23 protein-coding genes are annotated in these 24678 nt (G+C 59.5%); 10 read left to right on the top strand and 13 right to left on the bottom strand.

Annotated elements, in window-relative coordinates; translation table 11 throughout:
* Positions 1 to 95: 95 nt before the first annotated feature.
* A complete protein-coding gene (locus tag BFQ04_RS01040) occupies positions 96 to 1442 on the bottom strand; it encodes a class II 3-deoxy-7-phosphoheptulonate synthase (RefSeq protein ID WP_065949179.1) in 1347 nt (448 codons plus the stop codon).
* 123 nt (positions 1443 to 1565) lie between these two features.
* Between BFQ04_RS01040 and BFQ04_RS01035 the strand changes: the two genes are divergently transcribed.
* Positions 1566 to 2321 carry a spermidine synthase gene (locus BFQ04_RS01035; RefSeq protein ID WP_065949178.1) on the top strand — a complete coding sequence of 252 codons (756 nt, stop codon included), beginning with the start codon at positions 1566 to 1568 and terminating at the stop codon, positions 2319 to 2321.
* A gap of 112 nt (positions 2322 to 2433) precedes the next feature.
* Here BFQ04_RS01035 and BFQ04_RS01030 read toward each other — a convergent pair whose 3' ends face one another.
* Entirely contained in the window at positions 2434 to 3225 is a 792-nt protein-coding gene (locus BFQ04_RS01030; protein WP_065949177.1) for a crotonase/enoyl-CoA hydratase family protein, read from the bottom strand.
* Between the two features lie 422 nt (positions 3226 to 3647).
* Here BFQ04_RS01030 and BFQ04_RS01025 point away from each other — a divergent pair, with 422 nt between their 5' ends.
* Positions 3648 to 5321, top strand: a complete 1674-nt coding sequence (locus BFQ04_RS01025; protein ID WP_065885148.1) for a DEAD/DEAH box helicase — start codon at positions 3648 to 3650, stop codon at positions 5319 to 5321.
* Between the two features lie 107 nt (positions 5322 to 5428).
* Here the strand turns inward: BFQ04_RS01025 and BFQ04_RS01020 are convergent, their stop codons facing one another.
* Entirely contained in the window at positions 5429 to 6196 is a 768-nt protein-coding gene (locus BFQ04_RS01020) for a DODA-type extradiol aromatic ring-opening family dioxygenase (protein WP_065949176.1), read from the bottom strand.
* Positions 6197 to 6299: 103 nt separating this feature from the next.
* Between BFQ04_RS01020 and BFQ04_RS01015 the strand changes: the two genes are divergently transcribed.
* A complete protein-coding gene (locus BFQ04_RS01015) occupies positions 6300 to 6956 on the top strand; it encodes a thiopurine S-methyltransferase (protein ID WP_065949175.1) in 657 nt (218 codons plus the stop codon).
* Positions 6957 to 7012: 56 nt separating this feature from the next.
* Here BFQ04_RS01015 and htpX read toward each other — a convergent pair whose 3' ends face one another.
* Entirely contained in the window at positions 7013 to 7900 is an 888-nt protein-coding gene (gene htpX / locus BFQ04_RS01010) for a protease HtpX (protein WP_065885152.1), read from the bottom strand.
* A gap of 304 nt (positions 7901 to 8204) precedes the next feature.
* The gene (locus tag BFQ04_RS01005; RefSeq protein WP_065949174.1) at positions 8205 to 9416 is read right to left on the bottom strand and encodes a pyridoxal phosphate-dependent aminotransferase; all 1212 of its coding nucleotides are present in this window, start codon (positions 9414 to 9416) and stop codon (positions 8205 to 8207) included.
* Positions 9417 to 9617: 201 nt separating this feature from the next.
* Between BFQ04_RS01005 and msrB the strand changes: the two genes are divergently transcribed.
* On the top strand, positions 9618 to 10010 hold the full coding sequence (msrB, locus tag BFQ04_RS01000) for a peptide-methionine (R)-S-oxide reductase MsrB (protein ID WP_065949173.1): 393 nt from the start codon (positions 9618 to 9620) through the stop codon (positions 10008 to 10010).
* Between the two features lie 199 nt (positions 10011 to 10209).
* Positions 10210 to 10695 carry a glutathione peroxidase gene (locus tag BFQ04_RS00995; protein ID WP_065949172.1) on the top strand — a complete coding sequence of 162 codons (486 nt, stop codon included), beginning with the start codon at positions 10210 to 10212 and terminating at the stop codon, positions 10693 to 10695.
* Between the two features lie 16 nt (positions 10696 to 10711).
* Here BFQ04_RS00995 and BFQ04_RS00990 read toward each other — a convergent pair whose 3' ends face one another.
* A complete protein-coding gene (locus tag BFQ04_RS00990) occupies positions 10712 to 13021 on the bottom strand; it encodes a hybrid sensor histidine kinase/response regulator (protein WP_065949216.1) in 2310 nt (769 codons plus the stop codon).
* A 161-nt stretch (positions 13022 to 13182) separates the two neighbouring features.
* On the opposite strand from BFQ04_RS00990, the gene BFQ04_RS00985 reads away from it, so the two are divergent.
* Together BFQ04_RS00985 and BFQ04_RS00980 are read left to right on the top strand one after the other, a co-directional pair.
* A complete protein-coding gene (locus tag BFQ04_RS00985) occupies positions 13183 to 14073 on the top strand; it encodes an ATP-binding protein (protein WP_065949171.1) in 891 nt (296 codons plus the stop codon).
* On the top strand, positions 14070 to 14552 hold the full coding sequence (locus tag BFQ04_RS00980) for a GAF domain-containing protein (RefSeq protein WP_065949170.1): 483 nt from the start codon (positions 14070 to 14072) through the stop codon (positions 14550 to 14552). Before BFQ04_RS00985 ends, BFQ04_RS00980 begins: the two co-directional genes overlap by 4 nt.
* Before the next feature lie 158 nt (positions 14553 to 14710).
* Here BFQ04_RS00980 and BFQ04_RS00975 read toward each other — a convergent pair whose 3' ends face one another.
* From BFQ04_RS00975 to BFQ04_RS00945, 7 genes are all read right to left on the bottom strand, one after another.
* A complete protein-coding gene (locus tag BFQ04_RS00975) occupies positions 14711 to 18346 on the bottom strand; it encodes a transporter substrate-binding domain-containing protein (protein ID WP_065949169.1) in 3636 nt (1211 codons plus the stop codon).
* Between the two features lie 8 nt (positions 18347 to 18354).
* Positions 18355 to 18981 carry a response regulator transcription factor gene (locus tag BFQ04_RS00970; RefSeq protein WP_065949168.1) on the bottom strand — a complete coding sequence of 209 codons (627 nt, stop codon included), beginning with the start codon at positions 18979 to 18981 and terminating at the stop codon, positions 18355 to 18357.
* A gap of 264 nt (positions 18982 to 19245) precedes the next feature.
* A complete protein-coding gene (locus BFQ04_RS00965; RefSeq protein WP_065949215.1) occupies positions 19246 to 19632 on the bottom strand; it encodes a response regulator in 387 nt (128 codons plus the stop codon).
* Between the two features lie 166 nt (positions 19633 to 19798).
* Positions 19799 to 21130 (bottom strand): deoxyguanosinetriphosphate triphosphohydrolase, encoded by a 1332-nt coding sequence (locus BFQ04_RS00960; protein WP_065949167.1) that lies wholly within the window; start codon positions 21128 to 21130, stop codon positions 19799 to 19801.
* A gap of 168 nt (positions 21131 to 21298) precedes the next feature.
* On the bottom strand, positions 21299 to 21637 hold the full coding sequence (locus BFQ04_RS00955) for a hypothetical protein (RefSeq protein ID WP_065885162.1): 339 nt from the start codon (positions 21635 to 21637) through the stop codon (positions 21299 to 21301).
* The gene (locus tag BFQ04_RS00950) at positions 21634 to 22023 is read right to left on the bottom strand and encodes a phage holin family protein (protein WP_065949166.1); all 390 of its coding nucleotides are present in this window, start codon (positions 22021 to 22023) and stop codon (positions 21634 to 21636) included. The genes BFQ04_RS00955 and BFQ04_RS00950 overlap by 4 nt, the downstream gene beginning before the upstream one ends.
* 4 nt (positions 22024 to 22027) lie before the next feature.
* The gene (locus BFQ04_RS00945) at positions 22028 to 22342 is read right to left on the bottom strand and encodes a DUF883 family protein (RefSeq protein WP_065949165.1); all 315 of its coding nucleotides are present in this window, start codon (positions 22340 to 22342) and stop codon (positions 22028 to 22030) included.
* A 343-nt stretch (positions 22343 to 22685) separates the two neighbouring features.
* Here BFQ04_RS00945 and BFQ04_RS00940 point away from each other — a divergent pair, with 343 nt between their 5' ends.
* From BFQ04_RS00940 to BFQ04_RS00930, 3 genes are all read left to right on the top strand, one after another.
* Positions 22686 to 23894: an ammonium transporter gene (locus BFQ04_RS00940; protein WP_065949164.1), complete on the top strand. Its 1209-nt coding sequence runs from the start codon at positions 22686 to 22688 to the stop codon at positions 23892 to 23894.
* A gap of 70 nt (positions 23895 to 23964) precedes the next feature.
* The gene (locus BFQ04_RS00935) at positions 23965 to 24201 is read left to right on the top strand and encodes a glutaredoxin family protein (RefSeq protein ID WP_065949163.1); all 237 of its coding nucleotides are present in this window, start codon (positions 23965 to 23967) and stop codon (positions 24199 to 24201) included.
* 74 nt (positions 24202 to 24275) lie between these two features.
* Positions 24276 to 24611: a transcriptional regulator gene (locus BFQ04_RS00930; protein ID WP_065949162.1), complete on the top strand. Its 336-nt coding sequence runs from the start codon at positions 24276 to 24278 to the stop codon at positions 24609 to 24611.
* Positions 24612 to 24678: the final 67 nt, after the last annotated feature.

Below are 24678 nucleotides of genomic sequence, written 5' to 3'. Positions count from 1 at the left end.
GCGCCATCGGGGGCAGGCCCCCTCCCACAGGGGAATACGCTCCACATGTGGGAGGGGGCTTGCCCCCGATTGGCGTCAGTCCAGTCGACAACAATCTAGCGCTTGACCTGTTTCAAGGTTTCGGCAATCAGGAACGCCAGTTCCAGCGACTGATCGGCGTTCATCCGCGGGTCGCAGTGGGTGTGATAACGGTCCGACAAACCGTCCTCGGTGATCGGCCGCGCGCCACCGATGCATTCGGTGACGTTCTGCCCGGTCATCTCGATATGAATGCCGCCGGCATAGCTGCCTTCAGCCTGGTGTACCTGGAAGAACTCCTTCACTTCGCCAAGGATCTGCGCGAAGTCGCGGGTCTTGTAACCGCTGCTGGCCTTGATGGTGTTGCCATGCATCGGGTCGGAGCTCCACAGCACTTGCTTGCCTTCGCGCTGCACGGCGCGAATCAGCCCTGGCAGGTGGTCGCCAACTTTATTGGCACCCATGCGCGCGATCAGGTTCAAGCGGCCAGGGTCGTTGTCCGGGTTGAGAATGTCGATCAGACGGATCAGGTCGTCCGGGTTCATGCTCGGGCCGACCTTGACCCCGATCGGGTTGTTCACCCCGCGCAGAAACTCGACATGGGCGCCATCCAACTGACGGGTACGGTCGCCAATCCAGAGCATATGGGCCGAGCAAGCGTAGTAGTCGTTGGTCAGGCTGTCACGACGTACGAAGGCTTCCTCATAGTTGAGCAGCAACGCTTCATGAGCGGTGAAGAAGCTGGTCTCGCGCAGTTGCGGCGAATCGTCCATGCCGCAGGCGCGCATGAAGGCCAGGGTTTCGTCGATGCGGTCGGCCAGTTGGCTGTACTTCTCGGCCAACGCGGAGTTGGCAATAAAGTCCAGGTTCCACTGGTGCACCTGGTGCAGATCGGCGAAGCCACCCTGGGCAAAAGCGCGCAGCAGGTTGAAGGTGGCGGTGGACTGGTGGTAGCTCTGCAGCAGGCGGTCCGGGTCCGGTACGCGGCTCTTTTCGTCGAAGCCGATGCCATTGACGATATCGCCGCGGTAGGCGGGCAGGGTGATGCCGTCAATGGTTTCATCGTTGGACGAGCGCGGCTTGGCGAACTGGCCGGCCATGCGCCCGACTTTGACCACCGGGCAGCCAGCGGCGAAGGTCATGACAATCGCCATCTGCAGCAGCACTTTGAAGGTGTCACGGATTTTCGCGGCGGAGAACTCGGCAAAGCTCTCGGCGCAGTCCCCGCCTTGCAGCAGGAAGGCGCGACCCTGGGTCACTTCGGCAAACTGACGCCGCAATTCGCGGGCTTCCCCGGCAAACACCAGCGGCGGGTAACTGGCCAGGCTCTGCTCCACTTGCAGCAGGTGTGCGGCATCCGGATAACGGGGTTGTTGCTGGATCGGCAGGGCACGCCAGCTGTCGGGGCTCCAGGGTTGGCTCATCATGCACTCGTTGGGTAGGTTGAGGTTCGGACGTCAATGTTAGCAGCAATTAGTGCGTGACCTGCTGGCTTCACTGGCTGACAATCGCGCACTTTGCTGTACAGCAACCCGTTAGGAGTAGTGATGAGCGAGGAGCGTGTCGAGCGCCTGCTGGCCGAAGTCCATGATGATTTCGGCATGATCCGTGTGCTGGAAGTGGCCGATTACCGTTTTCTCGAATTTGGCGACGCCATTGAGCAAAGTTGCGTGTTTACCGCCGACCCGAGCTGGCTGGAGTACGACTACACCCGCGCCATGTTGATCGGGGCGTTGTGCCATCAGCAGCCGGAAAGTGCGCTGTTCCTCGGCCTGGGCGCCGGCACGCTGACCCAGGCATGCCTCAAGTTCCTGACGCTTGACGATGTTGAAGCCATCGAGCTGCGCCCCGACGTACCGCGCCTGGCGATGGAGTATTTGGGACTGGACGATGATCCGCGCCTGTATATTCGCATCGGCGATGCCCTGCAATTGCTCGATAGCGCCGAACTGGCCGATCTGATCTTCGTCGACCTGTACACCGATGTGGGGCCGGGCGTCGGCCACCTGGCCTGGACGTTCCTCGAAAACTGCCAGAAGAAGCTCAACCCCGGCGGCTGGCTGGTGATCAACCAGTGGGCCACCGATGACGGCAAGCCGCTGGGCGCGGCATTGTTGCGCGGGTTGTATCACCGGCATTACTGGGAACTGCCGGTGAAGGAGGGCAACGTGATTCTGCTGGTGCCTTCGGAGCTGGATCAGGAACTGGACCTGGATGCGCTGGTGGTTCGTGCCGAAGCCTTGGCGCCGCGTCTGGGTTATTCGTTGCAGGCGTTGATCAAGGCGATTCGGCCGGCGACTTAAGTCGTCTGCTCTGGCGCCGTCGGGGGCAAGCCCCCTCCCACATTTTTTGGTTTGTGAATACATTCAAGTGTGGGAGGGGGCTTGCCCCCGATGAGGTCATCACTGTCTACATTCAAATACCTTTGAACACCCCCGGCCGCTTCTCGATCATCGCCCGCACGCCTTCCTTGGCATCCTCACTGTTGAGCAATTTATCCACCATCGGCGGCAGTGCGGCCGCCGCCACGGTCTCACCTTCCTTGCGTGCCAATCGCGCCGACATCAGCGTTGCCTGCACCCCAAGCGGAGCCTGGCGTGCGATGCGATTGGCCAACTCGATGGCGCGCGGCAGCAAGTCTTCGCTGGCCATCACTTCCTGCACCAGGCCCAGGCGCAGGGCTTCATGGGCGTCAAATTCATCGCCGGTCAGCAACCAGCGCATCGCGTTGCCCCAGCCGGCGATCTGATGAAAGCGTAACGTCGCGCCGCCGAACGGAAAGATCCCACGCTGCACTTCCATCTGCGCGAAGCGAGTGTTGCTGGCGCAAAGGTTGATATCCGCTGCCAGCATCAGTTCGATGCCGATGGTCAGGCAGTAGCCGTGGACGGCAACGATCACCGGCTTATTGACCCTGGGGCCTGCGAACACGCCCCAGGGATCGCAGCCGCCCAGGGGCGGTTGCCAGCCCCCGGCCATTACGCCGCTGACATTGGCCAGGTCGAGCCCGGCGGTGAAGTGGTCGCCATGGGCAAACACCACGGCAACCCGCGCGTCATCGTTTCGATCAAAATCGCCATAGGCCATGCTCAGTTCATTAAGCAGGTCCAGGTCGAAAGCATTGCGCTTGGCCACTCGATCCAGCCCCAACAGCAGGACATGACCCTGGAGTTCACGGCTGACGCGGCTGGTGCTGGCTTGATTCATCGGGTGTGCCCTCGGGCGCGGGTAAGGTTTCAGACCAAAGGACCGGTCTGGGCAGGTGAACCGTTTAAGCGTGATGACCAACAGGGCCGGGCTTTTGAAAAATAGACCCTGGCGCACTTATCTGCAAAGGCTGTGACACAGCACGGTTTCTCAGTGCTTTGCGATAAAAAAAGCTCCCTTTTTCAGCTATTTCCGGTATAGTGCGCGCCGGCCTTTAACCGGGCCGCGTTTAGGTAGCGCAATTCCCCGAAGTCAGCTTCGGCTGCACGTCCGCACAGCGGACTCTCCCTTGACGAATCTTTTTCATTCATTCGTTTTCGCAAATCCCCGCCGACAAAGCAGCCAGGGCGACTCTTGAGTCTCAACACGGCATGCGCAGCTTTGGAGCATGGGTCTTTGCGGATGCACTTAGAGGCAGACCCATGACCCAGGAAACCGGCGGCTTCGCCGCTTTTAATCTTAATCCGAACATTCTCGCCGCTGTCATCGCGACTGGCTACGAAGAACCTTCGGCTATTCAGCAGCAATCGATCCCGATCATCATGGCCGGCCAGGACATGATTGGCCAGGCGCAAACCGGTACCGGTAAAACCGCCGCGTTCGCCCTGCCTATCCTGCACTGCATCGATCCTGCCAAGCGCGAGCCGCAAGCCCTGATCCTGGCGCCAACCCGTGAGTTGGCGCTGCAAGTAGCAACCGCTTTCGAAACCTACGCCAAGCAAATGCCAGGTGTAACCGTTGTGGCCGTTTACGGCGGCGCGCCCATGGGCCCACAACTGAAAGCCATCCGTAACGGCGCACAGATCGTTGTCGCCACCCCGGGCCGTCTGTGCGACCACCTGCGTCGTGACGAGAAAGTCCTGTCGACCGTGAACCACCTGGTTCTGGACGAAGCCGACGAAATGTTGAAACTGGGCTTCATGGACGACCTGGAAGTCATCTTCAAGGCACTGCCACCGACCCGTCAGACCGTGCTGTTCTCGGCCACCCTGCCGCAGTCGATCCGTGCCATTGCCGAACGCCATCTGCGCGATCCGCAACACGTCAAGATCCAGACCAAGACCCAGACCGTTACCGCGATCGAACAGGCTCACCTGTTGGTTCACGCTGACCAGAAGACCTCGGCTGTATTGAGCCTGCTGGAAGTCGAAGACTTCGACGCCCTGATCATGTTCGTGCGCACCAAGCAAGCGACCCTGGACCTGGCCAGCGCCCTGGAAGCCAAAGGCTACAAGGCCGCTGCGCTGAACGGTGACATCGCCCAGAACCAGCGTGAGCGCGTCATCGACTCCCTCAAGGATGGCCGCCTGGACATCGTTGTGGCGACCGACGTTGCTGCCCGTGGTCTCGACGTTCCACGTATCACCCACGTGTTCAACGTTGACATGCCGTACGATCCTGAATCCTACGTTCACCGTATCGGCCGTACCGGCCGTGCCGGTCGCGAAGGTCGTGCACTGCTGCTGGTGACGCCACGTGAGCGCCGCATGCTGCAAGTGATCGAGCGTGTGACCGGGCAGAAAGTTGCCGAAGTGCGCCTGCCGGATGCCCAGGCTGTTCTCGATGCTCGCATCAAGAAATTGACCAACAGCCTGGCACCCTTGGTGGCTGACGCTGAATCGACCCACGGCGACCTGCTTGACCGCCTGACCGCCGATATCGGTTGCACCCCGCGTGCCCTGGCTGCGGCGTTGCTGCGCAAAGCCACCAACGGTCAAGCCCTGACCCTGGCGGCCATCGAGAAGGAACGCCCACTGGTGCCGAACAACGCGCCACGCGGTGATCGTCCAGAGCGTACCGGCGACCGTCCGGACCGTGGCGATCGTGAGCGTCGTGCTCCGGTTCCATTGGCCGAAGGTCGTGCTCGTTGCCGTACCGCGCTGGGCGCGCGTGACGGTATCGCGGCTAAGAACCTGCTGGGCGCTATCCTCAACGAGGGTGGCCTGGCACGTGAAGCCATCGGTCGCATCCAGGTGCGTGACAGCTTCTCCCTGGTGGAGCTGCCGGAAGACGGTCTGGAAAAACTGCTGGCCAAGTTGAAAGACACTCGTGTTGCCGGTAAGCAGTTGAAGCTGCGTCGCTATCGCGAAGATTGATCCGCCTCCAGGCTGATTGATCGCACATAAAAAATCCCCGACTGGTTCGGGGATTTTTTTTGCCTGGGATTTATGGCCGGCACTCGGTTCTGGTGAGAGGGACTGCGTCAGCCAAAACGATAGATATCCATTCCAAGGGCACCCAGCGTGAAGCCCTGATGCGCCACGCTGAAATCTCCGCCCACCCCCCGCGCGAAGTACAGCGGCAGCAAGTGCTCATCGCTGGGATGGCTGCGCACGGCGTGTGGTGCCTGGCGGCGATAGTCATGCAAGGCTGCGTCGTCATTGGCCGCCAGCTTGTCGACGACCCAGTTGCGAAACTCCAGCGCCCATGGCGTGATGGTCTCAGGCCCTGCGCGCCAATCCAACTCTCCCAGGTTATGGGTGATACTGCCGGAGCCGATCAACAACACACCTTGCTCGCGCAGGCCGGCGAGCGCCTGCCCGACCCGGCTCTGCAGGGCCGGGCCCATGCGGCTGGGCAGCGACACTTGCACCACCGGGATATCCGCCGCCGGGTACATCAGTGACAGGGGCACCCAGGTGCCATGGTCGAATGGGCGGCGCTCATCGATGTGCGCACTTAGGCCATCGGCATGCAGCAGTTCGACGATTTCAGCGGCCAGCCGTGGCTCGCCCGGCGCGGGATACTGCACGGCAAACAGCTCGCGAGGGAAACCCCCAAAGTCATGCCAGGTCTGGGGTGCGCTGCCGCCGCTGACCAGCAACTCCTGGCTTTCCCAATGCGCCGATACCACCACGATCGCCTGTGGGCGGGGCAGCTCGGCCGCCAGGCGTTGCAACGCCGGGCCGCTCGCGCCGGGTTGCAGGGCGAGCATGGGTGAACCGTGGGAGATAAACAGGCTGGGGAGCATAAGGAGGGTCCTGGGCGTTAACATAGGCCCATCTTCAATCAGTTCATCGATCAAAATCCAATATAAGTTTTAACGCTTTTTGATCGAATTTTCGGAGTGATTCATGGAACCCAAGTTTTGGCAGGAGCGTTGGGCACGCAACCAGATCGGCTTTCATTTGCCCGAGGTTAACCCCTATCTGCAGCGGCATTGGCCGCAGTTAGGGTTGGCGGACGGGGCCAAGGTGCTGGTTCCGTTGTGTGGCAAAAGCCTTGATCTGGTATGGCTGGCCAGTCAGGGCTACCACGTGATGGGGGTGGAACTGTCCGAGCAGGCGGTTGAGACGTTTTTCAACGAGCAGGGGTTGGCGCCGCAGATCAGCAGACGGGGCGATTTCAAGGTGTACCAGACGCGCCTGATCGAAGTGTGGTGTGGCGATATCTTCGACCTCGATGCGCAGGCAGTCGCTGATTGCAGCGGCCTGTATGACCGCGCAGCGTTGATCGCGTTGCCGCCGTTGATGCGAGCTCAATACGCCGAGCGCCTCAATGCCTTGCTGGACCGTGGCGCCAAGGGCCTGTTGGTTACGCTCGATTACGACCAGGTGCAAAAGGCCGGCCCGCCCTTTGCGGTCAGCGATGAAGAAGTGCGCGTGTTGCTGGGTGGGCATTGGGCATTGGACAGGCTCGAAGAAAAGGACATTCTCGGCGAAAGCTGGAAGTTTGTTCAGGAAGGTGTCACCCGCCTTGACGAGCGAGTTTACCGGTTGACCAAGGCCTGAATCGCGCCCACAAAAAAGGGGCGATTCAATCGCCCCTTTTGTCTTGCCCGATGCTGTCAGCCGCGACGACGCAAGGCGTCAATCCGCTCTTCCAGCGGTGGGTGGCTCATGAACATGCGCGCCAGGCCTTGCTTGATGCCGCCGTTGATACCGAAGGCGGTCAGGCTGTCCGGCATATGCACCGGCAGACCTTGTTCGGAGCGCAGGCGCTGCAGTGCGCCGATCATCGCGCTGGTGCCCGCCAGGCGTGCGCCGGCTTCGTCTGCGCGGAACTCACGTTTACGCGAGAACCACATCACGATGGCGCTTGCCAGGAAGCCCAGCACCAGCTCGGCGAAGATGGTTGCCACGAAGTAGGCGATACCGCGACCTTCTTCGTTCTTGAAGATCACCTTGTCGACGAAGTTGCCGATGATCCGTGCAAAGAACATCACGAAGGTGTTCACCACGCCCTGTACCAGTGCGAGGGTGACCATGTCGCCGTTGGCCACGTGGCCGATCTCGTGTGCAAGCACCGCTTTGACTTCGTCCGGCGAGAAACGCTCCAGCAGGCCCTGGCTGACGGCGACCAGTGCGTCGTTCTTGTTCCAGCCGGTGGCGAAGGCGTTGGCCTCATAGGCAGGGAAAATCCCCACCTCGGGCATTTTGATGCCTGCTTCTTGAGACAACTGCTCCACGGTTTGCATCAGCCATTGTTCATGGCGGGTGCGTGGTTGAGTGATGATCTGGGTACTGGTGCTCATTTTCGCCATCCACTTGGAGATGAACAGCGAGAACAGCGAACCGGCAAAACCAAAGACCGCACAGAAAATCAGCAGCTGATTGAGGTTCAGATCAACCCCGTTGGCCGCCATGAACCCATTGAAGCCAAAAAGGCTCAGGGTGACGCTGGCAATCAGTACGACTGCCAGGTTAGTGGCCAAGAACAGCAGGATGCGCATCATGGTTGTAGAATTCTCCTCATGCTTAATATGTCGCTTACTGCGGGGTATATAAGGTGCGGCCTGGGGTGATTCAACCGAGCGACTATTTCAAACTGTGTCCTACAGCGAAAATGTAGCGCCTTGAAGGGATTTTCCCACAACGAATCCCCTGTCGATTAGCCGCCAAGCGGGTCGTACAGCCCGTTAACACTGGGGCAGGGCGGCTGGCGCGACGCCATCGTTCGGTCCGAGCCCCGCCTTGCCAAAGAAGTGTTGCCAGATAATCGCTGTACGACCAAATGAAGGTCGTACTGCCGCATTTCCCTTACTGGCGATAGGACTTCAGGAAGTTGCCGATGCGACCGATGGCCATATCCAGTTCATCCACGCGCGGTAACGTCACCACGCGGAAGTGGTCTGGCCACGGCCAGTTGAACGCGGTGCCTTGGACTACCAGCAGCTTTTCCGACAGCAGCAGGTCGAGCACGAATTTTTCGTCGTTGAGGATCGGGCAGACTTTCGGGTCAATCCGCGGGAAAGCGTACAACGCCCCCATGGGCTTCACGCAACTGACGCCCGGGATTGCGTTGAGCAGCTCCCAGGTACGGTTACGTTGCTCCAGCAGGCGACCCTGCGGCAGGACCAGGTCGTTGATGCTCTGGTAGCCGCCGAGGGCGGTCTGGATCGCGTGCTGGCTCGGCACGTTGGCGCACAGGCGCATGTTGGCCAGCATATCGATGCCTTCGATATAGCTCTGGGCGTTGTGCTTGGGCCCGGAAATGGCGATCCAGCCGGAGCGGAAGCCCGCCACACGGTAGGACTTGGACAAACCGTTGAAGGTCAGGCACAGCAGGTCGGGTGCCAGGGAGGCGGTGCACACGTGGACGGCGTCATCGTAGAGGATCTTGTCGTAGATCTCGTCGGAGAACACCACGAGGTTGTGTTGGCGCGCCAGTTCAAGCATGCCCTGCAGCACTTCCCTGGAATACACGGCGCCGGTGGGGTTGTTCGGGTTGATGATCACCAGGGCCTTTGTGTTCGGGGTGATCTTGGCCTTGATATCGGCCAGGTCAGGGAACCAGTCGGCACCTTCGTCGCAGAGGTAATGCACCGGGTGGCCACCGGCCAGGGTCACGGCGGCGGTCCACAACGGGTAGTCCGGTGCGGGTACCAGCACTTCGTCGCCGTTGTTGAGCAGGGCCTGCAGCGACATCACGATCAGCTCGGACACGCCATTGCCCAGGTAGATGTCTTCAATCCCTACGCCTTCTACCTGCTTCTGCTGGTAATACTGCATCACCGCCTTGCGTGCGCTGAACAGGCCTTTGGAGTCGCTGTAGCCCTGGGCCGTGGGCAGGTTGCGGATCACGTCCTGGAGGATTTCGTCGGGCGCTTCGAAACCAAAGGGCGCCGGATTGCCGATGTTCAACTTGAGGATGCGGTGGCCTTCCTCTTCCAGGCGTTTGGCGTGCTTGAGCACCGGGCCGCGAATGTCGTAGCAGACGTTGGCGAGCTTGTTCGATTTGCTGACCTGCATGGCGATGTGATCCTGAAAATGAACGATCCAGACGGCGTGGGCACTACCGTACTGTGAATCCTGCGCGGCCCGCACCTTAAATACGTTTGAATGCCGGTGGCGCGGGTGCCAGACTGGCGTTTTGAAGAGGCGCAATCATACGTGCCGCCTGATCCACGGAAAAGACACAGATCAGGGTTTTTCAGTTGCCGAGGTGTACCCATGGAAAAGCTGCAGAAAACCGTTGAAGAATGGAAAGCCATGCTCGATCCGGAGCAGTACAACGTGTGCCGTCTCAAGGGCACCGAGCGACCTTTCAGCGGCAAGTACAACGAAACCAAGACCGACGGTGTGTATCACTGCATTTGCTGCAATGAGCCGCTGTTCGATTCCACCGCCAAGTTCGATTCAGGCTGCGGCTGGCCCAGCTTCTACGAGCCGATTGCCGACAGTGCCATGGTCGAGATCCGCGATGTCAGCCACGGTATGATCCGCACCGAAGTCACCTGCGCCAAATGCGATGCACACCTGGGGCATGTGTTCCCGGACGGCCCGCCGCCAACCGGCCTGCGTTACTGCATCAACTCCGTTTGCCTGGATCTGGTGCCGCGCTGAGAAAGCACGTGTTTGGCCAACATGTGGGAGGGGCGGTGTGTCAATCAACCTGTGTATGGGCTGACACGCCGCTATCGGGGGCAAGCCCGCTCCCACATGGAATCCTGGGTTTATGGCACGTCATCATTCCCGCTTATTAGTTTGTACACAATTCAATTGCGTACTATCTTTCTGCTTCCCCTTTGCCAGAGTCACTGCCATGAGCGACAACCTGCTGAGCATCCCTTGCACCACGATCAAGGGTGAGCAAAAGACCTTGGCCGATTTTGCCGGCAAGGCCATCCTGGTGGTCAACACCGCCAGCAAATGTGGTTTCACCCCGCAGTACAAGGGCTTGGAACAACTCTGGCAGCAATACAAGGACCAGGGCCTGGTGGTGCTGGGTTTTCCGTGCAATCAGTTCGGCAAGCAGGAGCCGGGCAATGAAGGCGCGATAGCCGAGTTCTGCGAGCTGAACTTCGGCGTCAGTTTTCCTTTGTTCAAAAAGATCGACGTCAACGGCAGCGACGCCCACCCGCTGTTCGTGCAGCTGAAAAAGCAGGCACCGGGGCTGCTGGGTTCGAAGCATATCAAGTGGAATTTCACCAAGTTCCTCATCGGGCGTGATGGCAGGCAGGTCAAGCGTTTTGCACCGACCACCAAGCCTCAGGATCTGAGCCAGGAGATCGAAGCGCTGCTCAAATGACCGATGCCGGCCCACGTCAGAGGTTTGTCGTCTCAGGCACCCACAGGTCCAGCAGGGCCTTGAGTTCCTCCCGGCGAAACGGCTTGGCCAGGTAATCATTCATCCCCGCCGCACGGCAACGCTCTCGTTCCTCGGACAGGGCGTTGGCGGTCAAGGCAACGATCGGCAGGTCTGGCCAGCGACCGCTCTGGCGAATCTGCCGGCTCGCTTCGTAGCCGTTCATCACGGGCATGTTGCAGTCCATCAACACCATATCGAAACGCTGGTCCTCAAGACATTTGAGGGCTTCGCCACCATGGGCGGCCACAATGACCTCGCAGCCGAGCTTGCCGAGCATGCCTTTGGCCACCAGTTGATTGACCGGGTTGTCCTCCACCAGCAGGATGCGCGCGCGATGGCTGAGGGATGTGACGTCGATTCGGACCGGGTCCGGGATCAGTTGCGTGTCGCTGTGCAAATTACGCTGCAGGATCTGATACAGCGCGTTACGGCTCAACGGGCGGGCTTGCTGTTGCAGCGGTGCCAGGGTCGCGACTTCCTCGCCAGGCATGAAGTTGCCGTAGGCCGTCACTACCAGGATCGGCGCGGTGATGCCCGGCCGCAGGCGGAACAGGCACTCCGGGCAATCGGTGATCAACAGGTCGGGATGCTGGCCGCTCAGGTCGTCTTCCATGGAATAACAACGCGGCGTCAACCCCCAGTGGGGCAGCAGCGTGGTGAGCAACTCTCCCAGGCCACTGCTTTGGTTGGTAATGACGATCACATCCCCCGCCAATGGCACTTGAGCCACCGCCGGCAAGTGGGTGGGGAGCGGGAGGTCAACGCAGAACTGGCTGCCGAAGCCGACCTCCGAACTGATGCTCAAGCGGCCCTGCATGGCCTCGCACAGGTTATGGGTCAATGCGAGCCCCAGGCCCGTGCCGCCAAATTGGCGCGTGATACCGGCGCCGGCCTGGGTAAACGGCTGGAAAATCTTGACCTGCGCGTCCTGCGCAATGCCGATGCCGGTATCGCAGACCTCGATGCGTACTCCATCGCCGTGTTGGCTCAGGCGCACATCCACGCGGCCGAAACGGGTGAACTTCAAGGCATTGGACAGCAGGTTACTGACGATTTGCCGTACCCGCGTCGAGTCGCCAATCACCTGGGCAGGAAACAGCGGGTCGATCAGGCAGGTCAGTTCCACACTGGGCGCGGCGTTTTGCGACAACAGGTTGGCGGTATCTTCCACCAGTGAGCCGAGGTCGAACGGGATACGCTCAAGCTCCAGTTGACCCGCGTCGAACTTGGACAGGTCGAGGATATCGTTGAGCAATTCCACCAGGACTTTGCCGGAGTCGTGGGCGATGGACAGTTGCTGGCGCTGCTCGGCGTTGAGCGTGCTGTCCAGCGACAGGGCAATCATGCCCAGCAGGCCATTGAGCGGGGTGCGGATTTCATGGCTCATATTGGCCAGGAACGCCGCCCGCGCCTGGGCCATTTCCAGTGCGGTCAATCTGGCCGCCTCCAGTTCATCATTGAACTGGCTCAAGCGTTGGTTGCTGGTCTTGAGTTCGAGGGTGCGCGCAGAAACGATGTCTTCGAGCTGGCCCAGGTATTGGGTGAGACGATCCTCGGCATGGCGACGCTGCTGAATCTCGGTTTCCATGTTTTCGAACTGCTGGTTGGCAACGTTGACCAGCACGCCGATTTCGTCATGCTCATGCCCCGGCGGGCAGTCCAGGCGCGCCTGTCTGCGTGTGCTCAACGCTCGAATAATGCGCACCAGCGGTTGGGTGAGCATGACGTAGAACAGGCCCAGCAGGATCCCGGTCAGCAGCAGGCTGCGGATAAAGCCGTTGAGCAGCGTGACCTCGGCGCGGCGCAGGAAGCGGCTGCCAAACGCGTAGGTGTCTACATCAAGGCGCAGCACGCCGAGGGATTCGTTGGGCATGTGGCTGAGGTACAGACGGTCTTCGAATTGACGGTTGGCGCCAAACAGAAAATCGCTGACGGGCCGATAATGGCCTTCCTTGCGCGGCCGGTCCACGTCGGCCAGCACCACGCCGTTGTTATCGATCAACTGGGCGTGAACAATGGCAGGGGAATGCAGCAGGCCCAGGGTCAGTTCCTGGGCGAGTTCGGCATCGATGTTATAGGCGATGCGCGAGGCGGGGTTGTGGCTGATTTCGATCAGCGAGCGTATTTCACGGTTGATGGATGCGTCTTCGCTGGCATAATCAATGCCGATTTGGATAAGACTGAGCAAGGTTCCCAAGACGAAACCGACCAGCACAGTCAATCTGGCTTGTTTATAAGACAAGCGGTGGGCGAACTTGATATCCATCGAGTGTTGAACCACTTCACGTTTCCCTTCGCCCGGCAAGCATAGCTGAACATCCACCAATGCTGACTTGCCCGGCATGAATCGAATTTCGCAGCCATGTGCGGTCTGCCACAGGGTTGCCAATACGCCATCTTTTACAAGAACTTGCCAGAGGAATAGATGTGGATTCTCGATTGAATGCCTTTCTTGAACGGGCTGACGCAGTGCTCGCGCGCCTGGAACCCCTGCTACCCGCTCCGCGCCAAGCCATTGACTGGAATCACTGCCTGGCCGCACGCTGGCAGCGCGAAGGCCGCACAGGCTTCCTGTTGCCGCTGCAAGTCAGCCTGGACATGCGCCTGTCGGACCTGATCGGCGTCGACAAGCAACGAGAAACGCTGGCGCGTAACACCCAGCAGTTTCTTGACGGCTTACCCGCCAACCATGCGCTGCTTTGGGGTTCGCGTGGTACCGGCAAGTCCTCCATGGTCCGCGCCTTGCTCGCCCAGCATGCCAAGGCCGGCCTGCGCCTGATCGAAATCGAGCGTGACCACCTGGCCGACCTGCCGCGCGTGGTCGAGCAACTGCTCAAACTGCCGCAGCGTTTCATTCTGTTCTGCGACGACCTGTCGTTCGAGGCAGGCGAAGGCGACTATCGTGTGCTCAAGAGTGTACTGGATGGCTCCCTGGAGCAGGCGCCGGAAAACGTGTTGCTGTACGCCACCTCCAACCGCCGTCACCTGGTGCCGGAGAACCAGAGTGACAACGACAATTGGAAGCGCGTGGATGGCGAACTGCACCCGAGCGAGGCGGTGGAAGACAAGATCGCCTTGTCCGACCGTTTTGGCCTGTGGCTGTCGTTCTACCCGTTCACCCAGGAGCACTTCCTGAATGTGGTGGAACACTGGATCGGTGAGCTTGCAGGCAAGGCCGGCCTGCAGTGGCAGCGCGATGAACAGCTCGACATTCTTGCCGTGCGCTGGGCTACCGGGCGCGGTAACCGCAATGGCCGCTGCGCCTATCAGTTCGCCCGTTACTGGGTGGGTCTCACATTGCTGGAGCGTCAACCATGATCGATTTGCAACAGGCCGGCACCGGCCTGGATGGCTATGCTTTGCTATGCGCGCAGCTGGAATCGCTGCTGGCCGATGAGCGGGATTTCATCGCCAACAGCGCGCAATTCTCCGCGTTCCTGTTCAATCAACTGGACGACCTGAACTGGGCGGGTTTCTACCTCAATCGTAATGACGAGCTGGTGCTTGGCCCATTCCAGGGCCAGATTGCCTGTGTGCGGATTCCTTTCGGGCGTGGCGTGTGTGGCGCCGCCGCCGCGACCCGGCAGACCCAGCGAGTGGAAGACGTGCATGCGTTTGCCGGGCACATTGCCTGTGACAGCGCGTCGAACAGCGAATTGGTGGTGCCGCTGGTCAAGAACGGCCAATTGATTGGCGTTCTTGATCTCGACAGCCCGTCGCTGGCTCGTTTTACGCCTCAGGACCAAGTAGGTATCGAACAGCTGGCGGCTATTTTCCTGCGCTTGACCGATTGCTGAGCGCGCGGGGAATGCCAGTCAGTTAAGCGTACACCGCCGTTGTAGGAGCGAGCTTGCTCGCGAAGAATGTCAACGATAACGCGTGCTTGCTGAATGAACGCGGTGCCTGTGAGTTTTTCGCGAGCAAGCTCGCTCCTACACTGGGCGAGCCGTGCCTCCTATTGGCTGTCCAGTTCATGCAGTTGAACGTGTAGCGCCCGTTCCAGCTCAAGCATGAGCTTTTCCAGGGATTTGATACCCGCCTCGACCACTCGCCGATCGTCGTCGCGCGAGCAGGCTTGCTCCAGGGCTTCGCATTGCCCGGCCAACGCATTGGCTTGAACGATGCGTGCGGCCCCCTTGATCTTGTGGGCTTGTTCGATGATGTCCATGGATGACGCCTTGCGCTCCAGTAGCGCGATGAGTGCCTGACGATCATGAACGCTGCTGGTCAGCAGTTCTTCGAGCAACCGTCGACTCAGCTGCGGATCCCCTCCCGTCAGCGCGTCCAGGCACTCCAGGTCCAGCCGCTGGCTCGTGGGTTGCGGTGTGATCTGCGCCAGTTGCCGCTCCAGTATCGTGAGACTGATGGGTTTGAACAGGCAGTCATCCATGCCCGCTTCCACGCAGCGTTGTCTTTCTTCCGGTTGGGCATTGGCGGTAAACCCCAGTACCACGCAGGGTGCCAACTGTTCGCGTTGCTCGTATTCACGAATGGAACGGCTTAACTCGTAGCCATTCATGATGGGCATGTTGCAGTCGGCGATCACCAGATCGAACTGTTCCTGGCGCCAGGCCTGGAACCCGGCGGCACCGTGCTCGGCGGCGGTGAATTGATGGCCCAGGTAGCCCAGTTGCTGGCACATCAGCAGGCGGTTCGCCGGGTGGTCATCTACCACCAGCACATTGAGTACCGGGGTAGAGGCCGGCCTGGCTGGCGCATGCTTGTCCACGGTCGTGACCGGATGCAGGCGCGGCATTTTCAGGTTGACGTGTACCTGGGTGCCGACCATGGGCACGCTGCTCAGGCTTAACTGGCCGTTCATCATTGCGCAGAGGCTGCGGCAGATCACCAGGCCCAGGCCGGCGCCGCTTCTGGCCAGGTGCCCGGAGTTGTCGGCCTGGGCGAATGGCTCGAACAGGCGCAGTTGGTCGTCGCGGTTGATGCCTATGCCGGTGTCTTCCACGACCAGCTTCAGTTCGACCTGTTCCGGTGTCTGGCTCGGTTGCACCTCCACCTTGATCTTCACCTGTCCATGTTCGGTGAACTTGATGGCGTTGCTCACGAGGTTGGACAGCACTTGCTTGAAGCGCAGCGGGTCTATCAAGACTTCGAGGTCGTTCAGGTCGGGCTTGAATTCCAAGAGCAGGCTGAGGGTTTTCTGGCGTGCTAGACCATCGAAGACACGCACCACGGACTCAATCACTTCCCGCAGATTGACGCGCTCCGGCGCCAGGCTCAGACGCCCGGACTCAATGCGCGCGATATCGAGAATATCGCCTATCAGCTCCAGTAGATCCTTGGCCGAGTTGTACGCGACTTCTATCGCCGGACGGTCGAGATGCCCCTGGTCGGCGCGCTTGAGCGTCAGTTCCAGCATGCCGATCACGGCGTTCATCGGCGTGCGGATCTCGTGGCTCATGGTGGCAAGGAAGGTGCTTTTGGCACGGTTGGCCTCATCGGCGCGTTCTTTGGCAGCACGCAGCTCATCAAACAACTGGCGCCGTTCACTGATGTCGATCCAGCCGCCAATGATGCCCTGGACTTCGCCGATGGAATCGCGGTAGGGCAGGATCCAGTGGTAGATCGTCAGCTTCCTCTCATAGATATGCAGCGAACGGTCCAGGATCAATGGCGTGCCCTCAGCCACCACCCGCAGGTAATCGGCATGGTACTGCGCTGCTTCGGGCGCCAGGGCCATGCTCATCTGAGTCACGCTTTTGCCGATGACATCCTCTCGCTTGACGTCGAATGTCTGCAGGTAGCTGTCATTGCAGGTTTGCAGCAAGCCGTTACGATCGCGTACATAGATGGGGTGTGGCGTTTCGTTGACCAGCGCGCGCATGAACTCGAACTGATCGTTGAGGGCGCGCTCGGCCATTTTCCGTTGCCTGATCTGGCGGCGCATGTAGGCGTTCCAGGTCAGCGAAACCAGGAGCAACAACCCGGTACCGATGACGATCCTGGCAATCAGTTGGTTGTAATTGCGCCAATAGCTGTCGGACTCGACGGTGTAGCCGCGCCAGCGACTGTTGATCACGCCCATTTCATCCGGGGCGATACTGAGCAGCGCTTTGTCGAGGATCGAGCTCAATTCGGTGGCATGGCGTGATGTGGCCAGGGCGAACGTTGCCGGGCTGGTGCCGATGGTGGTAGTGATCTGCAGCTTGTCCCGGAAAACTTTCGAGGACAGGAAATAGTTGGCGATCAACAGCGTGTTCACGGCGCCGTCCACTTGCCCTTGTGCGAGCAACTCGGATGCCCTGAAGGTATCGCCGGTTTCCACCAGTTGAATCCGGGGATAGTCCTTGCGCAAAGTATCGACCAGCGGGGTACCTTGGGTCACCGCCAGGCGCTTGCCCGTCATCTGCTCCAGGTTCAAGGGCGCTCCAGGCTCTTTGCGGGTCAGCAGCACATAGGAGTTTTCCAGGTACGGGCGGCTGAAACTCAACTGCGCCTCCCGTTGGTTACTCGGTACGATGGCCCCGATCATGTCGATCTTCTGTGTGGCGACCTGCTCGATCATAGCGTCGACCTCACGCCCACGCTGAACCGCGAAACGCAAGCCGGTACGCAAGCGAATGAGTTCAAGAAGGTCGGCGGTGATACCGCGGAAGTTGCCTTCGGCGTCGAAGAAGGTGAGGGGGGCAAAGGTTTCGTTGACGATGACCTTCACCACCGGATTCGCCTTCAACCAGCGTTCTTCGCGCGCGGTCAATTGCAGTTTCTTGTCGGTCAGGAGGATATCGCTGCCGGCGCTCCAACGCTTGGCGATGCTGTCACGTTCGTTGATGGGCACAGCCGCCAGCACCGTGTCGACGATGCTCAAGAGAATGAGGTTGTCGTTGCGCAGGGCAAAGCTGAAACCATAAGCTTCATGCTTGCCGAAATTGGCCATGCGAATGTTCTTGAGGTAGCCCTTGTTAATCATGAAGTGGGTGGAAATGGTGTCGCCAAGAAACACATCCGCCTGGTCGAATGCCACGGCATTCAGCGCATTCTGATAAGAGGGATAGGGGCGGATATCCGCCTTGGGGTACAGCTTCTCCACCTCTTCGAGGGGCAGGTAATGGTAAACCAGGCTCAAGCGCAACCCTTCCAGGCCATTGCTGAGGCTACGGTTTTCTCCTTCGCGAGTGACCAGTACCGGCTGGTCCACGGCATAAGGTGCCGACAGAGTGAGATGGGGGTTTGCGGCCTCGAAGCCATTGGAGGAGCCCAGCAAGTCAATGTCGCCGGCTTCAAGGGCTTGAATGGCGGACAACCGTGAAGGGTAACGAAGAACCTTGACCGGTATGTCGAGCGCCTTGGCCAGCAGACCCGCATAATCTGCCGTGAGGCCCTCGTAGTCGCGTCCACTGGAGGTGAGGTCGAACGGCGGGTAGTCAGGCGCGGCAGTACCCAGTACCAGCTCGCGCTTGTACCGCAGCCACTGGCGCTGGGTCCTGTCCAGTCGAGTGTCCAGTTGAACGGTTCCCGCGCGACTCAATAAGGTGAAATGTTGTGGGGTGATGGAGGAGTCCGCGAGCACGGCAGTGCTGAAGTACAGGCTGGCACTCAATATGAACAAGTAGTCCTTGATACGGCTGGGCATCCGCTTTCTCACACTAGCGCGTTTCGTTTTGCCATCTCGATGAGCTCAACTAAAGATTGGGCTTTTAGTTTTTGCATTAACCGCTTTTTATAGGTGCTGACTGTTTTATTGCTCAGGAACATGCCTTTGGCTATTTCTTTGTTAGTGCGACCTTGTGCAAAAAGTTGCAGGACCATAAGTTCACGGTCGTTAACGGCTTTGAACAGTTCCAATTCCTGGGTGTCTGCACCTTCCGTTCCATTTGCATTCAATGCCTGGCTGGGGAAGTAGTTGTAACCGGATAGTACGGCACGAATAGCGCTCAGCAGTTCGGTCAGGTCGCCTTCCTTGCAGACGTAACCGTCAGCGCCCGAGCGCATGCAGCGCGTGGCAAACAGAGTTGGGCACTGGGCCGTGAGCACCAGGGTTTTCATCGAAGTGTTCATGGCGTTGAATCGGCAGAGTACTTCGAGGCCGTCAAGTTTCGGGATGCTGATATCCAGAATGACCAGGTCGGGCAGGCATTCGCGGACCATCTGTATGGCATCGCATCCGTTATCCGTTTCTCCAACGACTTTGTAGCCTTCATGTTCCAGTAACATTCTGATGGCAAGCCGTATAACGGGGTGGTCGTCGATAATAAAAGCGGTGTTCATAATCAAATTCCATGCAGGTGCAAATAAAGCGGTCACATTAGCTCAGAAGAAGCGGCAGCAGCATGAAGCGGGGGGCGAACAAGTACAAAACAGGAAGTTTCCTACATCAAAAAAGGTATAGGCCTACAAGGTGATAGGTAGTTGTGACACCTGATGTGTGGGTTTTCAGGGTGTCTGGCGTGGCTAACGGTAAAATGAGTTTTACCACGGCGGTCAGGTTATTTTTCGCAGTTGATAAGGTTAAAAGTCTTACTTTGATAGGCGTTAAATCAAGATCATTAAACTTTCAAGTTCATCTCTTTTCAACGGTTTTAACAAACAGCCTAGTAGTGGAAGGTTGCGCTGTGCAGCCTGTGTGGTCAGTTTGAGCAATTCCGCCGCTGGTAGTCCGCTCAATAGAATCGCGCTGGTAATAAATTGACCGCGGCTGGCGATTTCCACCAATTCCAGACCGGGCAGGTCAGGTAGGCATTGGTCGCATAACATCAAGTCGTAACAGAATTCGGACTGAATCATTGTGCGTATGGCCTGCTCCGCATTTTCCACGGGGGTGAGTTGGTCGAAACCGAAGCTTCTCAGCAAGCACTGGGTGGCCAGGAGTTGAAAGGGATGGTCCTCCACCAGAAGAATACGAAGGGGATGTCTGGGCATAAAGAGCACACAGTAAGTCAAGCATCGATGGGAGCGTAGGAGTTGCTCGTCTGGTCCACGGGGGCGTGCGTGATTATTCCTCGGGAATATGTACGAATTCGATCAGGCCGCTCTGTTCCCGTCGTAGGGCAATTCCTTTAGGGCACAGAGTGGCTTGATCCAGATGTTACTGAGGACTGGAACGGCCTGTCATTTCCCGTGCCATCTCGGTGGCATAGCTGTCGGTCATGCCAGCGATAAAATCGATCATGCGCAGGAACGAGGCATGCAACGACCACGCGGGGTCGGGCGCGCTGTTGCCCAGCAAGTCGAGAATGCGCCGGTTCTTGAACGATGGCGTACGTCCGCCGTGTTGCTCCAGGGCCGCACCGCAAAACGCGTTCAGCAGAATCTCCAGGGTGGTGTAGGCGCCGATTTCATGCAGGGTCTTGCGCTTGTCCTGGAAGATTTTCTTGCGCGCCATGTCCTTGGCATCCAGTACACAACGCTTTGCCGGACCGTGCATGTGCTCAACCAGATCGCCAGGCAGGGTGCCGGCAAGCAGAGCGTCCTGCTGTTCGACGAAGGCGCGCGCCGCCGCGTTGGTCAGGTGCTCGATAGCCTTGCCACGCAGGATTGCCAGCTTGCGACGGCGGGAGTCTGACGCGCCCAGCTGTCGATACGTCTGCGGCAGGTCATCACCCACCAGGTCGAGCAGCAGTGACTCGACTTCGGCGTACTCCAGCAACTCCATTTCCAGGCCATCTTCCAGATCAATCAACGCATAGCAGATGTCGTCGGCGGCCTCCATCAAGTACACCAGCGGGTGGCGGGCCCAGCGTTGTTCCTCCAGTTGAGGCAGGCCGAGTTTTTGCGCGATCTGTTCCAGAATCGGCAGCTCACTCTGGTAGCAGCCGAACTTGTGTTTCTTGTAGCCCAACGAGTCCGCGTGGCGGGCAGTCCAGGGGTACTTGAGGTAGGTGCCCAAGGTGGCATAGGTCAGCCGCGTGCCACCGTCGAATTGGTGATATTCAAGCTGGGTCAGTACACGGAAGCCCTGGGCATTGCCTTCAAAGTTGAGGAAGTCATTGCGCTCGGCGCTGTTCATGTCATCCAGCCAGCCGCGCCCGGCGGCCTGTTGGAACCAGTGGCGAATGGCGTCTTCGCCGGAGTGTCCGAAGGGCGGGTTGCCGATGTCATGGGCCAGGCAGGCCGACTGCACCACCATGCCCAGATCGCTTGGGTCGCACCAGTCGGGCAGGGCTGCGCGCAACGTTTCGCCGACGCGCATGCCAAGGGAGCGCCCCACACAACTGACTTCCAGCGAGTGGGTCAGTCGCGTGTGGATATGGTCGTTGCTTGTAACCGGGTGCACTTGAGTCTTGCGGCCCAGACGACGGAAAGCGCCGGAGAAAATAATGCGGTCATGGTCTTTGTGAAAAGGACTGCGGCCCAGTTCTTCAGGGCTGTGCAGCGGCTTGCCAAGACGTTCGCGAGTCAACAGGGTGGGCCAATCCAAGGCGGGTACGCTCCGTACGGTGAATGACAGTTGCAGCTTCCCGTTTCCATGCTGGCGGGGCAAGCGCAAATGTTGAAGACGATTGTTTCGATGGCGATGACCAGCAGGCACTGACCGCCGTTGCGCACATGGCCCGGCGGTCAGGTCGTGGTATTGGGCAAGCGGGGCTTATCGTTTGCGCGAAGCGCCTTGCATGGCCAGTTTGATCAGCGGAATCAACCCGGCTCCAAGCCGTACCAGGCGCGTTACGCTGCTGATACTGCCGCCTTTGGCGCCCTTGCCGGTAAAGAACCCCATCAGGGTCACCGCCGCAACGCCCCACAGCGGCGCGTGCTTGATGCCCAGGCTGTCCTGCCAGTTGTGACGCATGTCGCGCACTCTGTGCAGGGGCGCCATGAGTTGCTGGGATTCATGACGGATTTCCTGACGGTGCATTTCCATGCGCAGGCGAATCAACGCCTTGCGCATTTCCCGACGGGACGTGTTTTGCGGTTCAGGCAGGCTCATGGCAACAGGCGCTCCCGATCATTGGCCAGTTCTTCGAGGGTGGCATGGAACGGCGTGGACTCATCGAACACCGCCGCTTTCAAGCGTACCCCGCAGAACACTGCGGCCAGGCTGTAGAACACACACAGACAAATGATGCCGGTGAGGCGGTAGCCGGTGTCCCACACCAGGATCATTACCAGTGTCGATAACCCTACCAACAGCAGCAGGGCAAACACCAACGCCAGGCCGGCGAACAGCAGAAGGCTGACGGTACGTGCCTTCTGTTCCTGTAACTCGATGCCGAAGAGTTCGACATGGCTGTGCAATAAGCCGAGCACGGCGGCGCCCAGGCGGCGGGAGGTGGTACCTGCGCCCTTTGACGAGCTGGATTCGTCGATAGCCATGATATTAGCGCCTGGTAGCCAGCAGACCGATCAAAAAGCCTACGCCGGCAGCGATGCCGACGGACTGCCACGGGTTGGTCTGCACGTAGTCTTCCGTCGCGGTGATTGCCGCCTGGCCGCGCTCACGCAGGGAGTCTTCGGTCAACTGCAGGGTTTCGCGAGCCTTGAGCAGGCTTTCATGGATCCTGGTGCGCAGCTCATCAGCCTGGTCACCGGCCAGGACGGCGGTGTCGTCCAGCAACCTTTCGGTATCGGCGACGAGGGTCTGAAAATCCGCCATCAGTATTTCTTGAGCAGTCTTTGCTGATTTACCGGCCATGGTTATCTCCGTGTGGCTGTTCTGTACGTGTGGTTTCGAGTCGCGGGGTTTGCCGAAGGTTCACTGCGATTGTGTGGTACAGCTTTTGCTTTGCCTTGGTGCGCACGCCCTGAGGGCTGCGCTGAATCCGGGCGGTCGAGGCGCAAGCCTTGAAAAACCTTACCCTAATTAACTGAAACTCGTGCAAATACCCTGTCGCGGATCGCCGGTTGTGTCGAGCGCTGCGCTAAAGCGGTTCACGGCCTCTGAAGAAGGCCTGGCGCTTTGGTGCCAATTTAGTGCGAGCAATCGCGGTTTGAACCGCTTTGGTGCTTTTTGCCTTACTGCAGGCCTGCCGACCTCCATGGAAAATTTGCAAAGTGCGGTGGACACGCTTGTCCATAGCTCCAACACACTGTTCATCCTGATTGGCGCGGTCATGGTCCTGGCCATGCACGCCGGGTTTGCCTTCCTGGAAGTCGGCACGGTGCGCCAGAAGAACCAGGTCAACGCATTGTCGAAAATCCTCAGTGACTTCGCGATCTCCACCCTGGCGTATTTCTTTATAGGCTACTGGATCTCCTACGGGGTCAGTTTCATGCAGCCGGCGGCGGTGATCAGTGCGGATCATGGCTACGGCCTGGTGAAATTTTTCTTCCTGCTGACCTTTGCCGCGGCGATCCCGGCGATTATTTCCGGAGGGATTGCCGAGCGTGCGAAATTCGCGCCTCAGCTGTGTGCAACGGCCCTGATTGTGGCGTTCATCTACCCGTTCTTCGAAGGCCTGGTGTGGAATGGCAATTTCGGCCTGCAAGCCTGGCTGCTCGCGACCTTTGGCGCCAGCTTCCATGACTTCGCCGGATCGGTGGTGGTGCATGCCATGGGCGGTTGGCTGGCGCTGGCGGCGGTGTTGTTGCTCGGGCCGCGCAACGGGCGCTACCGCGAAGGGCGGCTGGTGGCGTTTGCTCCCTCGAGCATTCCGTTTCTGGCGCTGGGCTCGTGGATTCTGATCGTGGGCTGGTTCGGCTTTAACGTGATGAGCGCGCAGACCCTCAATGGCGTCAGCGGCCTGGTGGCGGTCAACTCGCTGATGGCGATGGTCGGCGGCACCGTCGCTGCGTTGGTGATCGGTCGCAATGACCCGGGCTTTCTGCACAACGGCCCGCTGGCCGGGCTGGTGGCGGTCTGTGCCGGTTCCGACCTGATGCATCCGGTGGGCGCGCTGGTCACCGGCGTGGTCGCGGGGGGCTTGTTCGTGTGGTGCTTCATGGCCGCCCAGGATCGTTGGAAGATCGATGACGTATTGGGTGTATGGCCGCTGCATGGCCTGTGTGGCGTATGGGGCGGGATTGCCTGCGGCCTCTTCGGGCAGACGGCCCTGGGTGGGCTGGGCGGTGTGAGCCTGATCAGCCAGTTGATCGGCACCGCCCTTGGCGTTGCCGTCGCGCTGATCGGCGGCCTGCTGGTGTACGGGGTGATCAAGCGCGTTTGCGGGCTGCGCCTGAGCCAGGAAGAGGAGTATTACGGTGCGGACCTGTCGATCCACAAGATCGGCGCGGTCAGTCAGGATTGATCCGTGTGCGCCGGCCGAGCAGTGTTGGGCTTAGAATGGTGACGTGTTTTTCCATCCGAGAGCCTTTGCCATGCCTGCTGAATGCCAGCTGTTCGGCACCCTGGGTTGCCATCTGTGTGAAATTGCCGAAGCCGAAATCATGCCGCTTGTCGAACGCGGGTTACTCGTGGAGCTGATGGATATCACCGCTCCCGTTGACCTGACGGAGGTCTACGGCCTGCGGATTCCGGTGCTCAGGCGGGTGGATACGGGGGCTGAGCTGGACTGGCCGTTCGACACTGAGCAGGTGGTTGCTTTCCTGCGCTGACGTTTATGCGATGGCGGGTTTCCGAATATTACGTTACTGTATGTTTGTACAGCGATTGAATTGAGGGAACGCCCGTGGTGAATGTCGAACAATTGAAAAGCAGCGTCAATCGCATGTCCGCCGACGTCGTGCGCGATGCGGTGAACGAGCTGCGCCTGGATGGCCTGGTCACGGAAGGCAAGACGCCCTTCAATAAAGTGCATTTCAACACCTGTTTTGCGGAAATCGAAGCGCTGTTCCAGCGTGCCGGTTATCACAAGCAGCTGGATGTCGTGGGCTATCAGGGCCTGCTCTACGCGCTCTATGACCCGGGCCGTTGGGAGGCCGTGGACGTACTGCGCTGGCTCAAGGAGTTTACCGAGGCGGCGAGCGCTTCGCCGGTTTTGCGCGTGCAACTGGCCAAGGCCTGAGATATCTCCTAGGCTCAATCCCGCGCCATGCGGGATAATGCCCGCCTGTTTATTCCAGGCTTTGAGC

The organism is Pseudomonas sp. 37 R 15, from assembly GCF_900004865.1.
Classification (GTDB): domain Bacteria; phylum Pseudomonadota; class Gammaproteobacteria; order Pseudomonadales; family Pseudomonadaceae; genus Aquipseudomonas; species Aquipseudomonas fluorescens_AM.
Note: the sequence above shows the minus strand (reverse complement) of the source record. Positions and strands in the feature narration are given on the sequence as shown.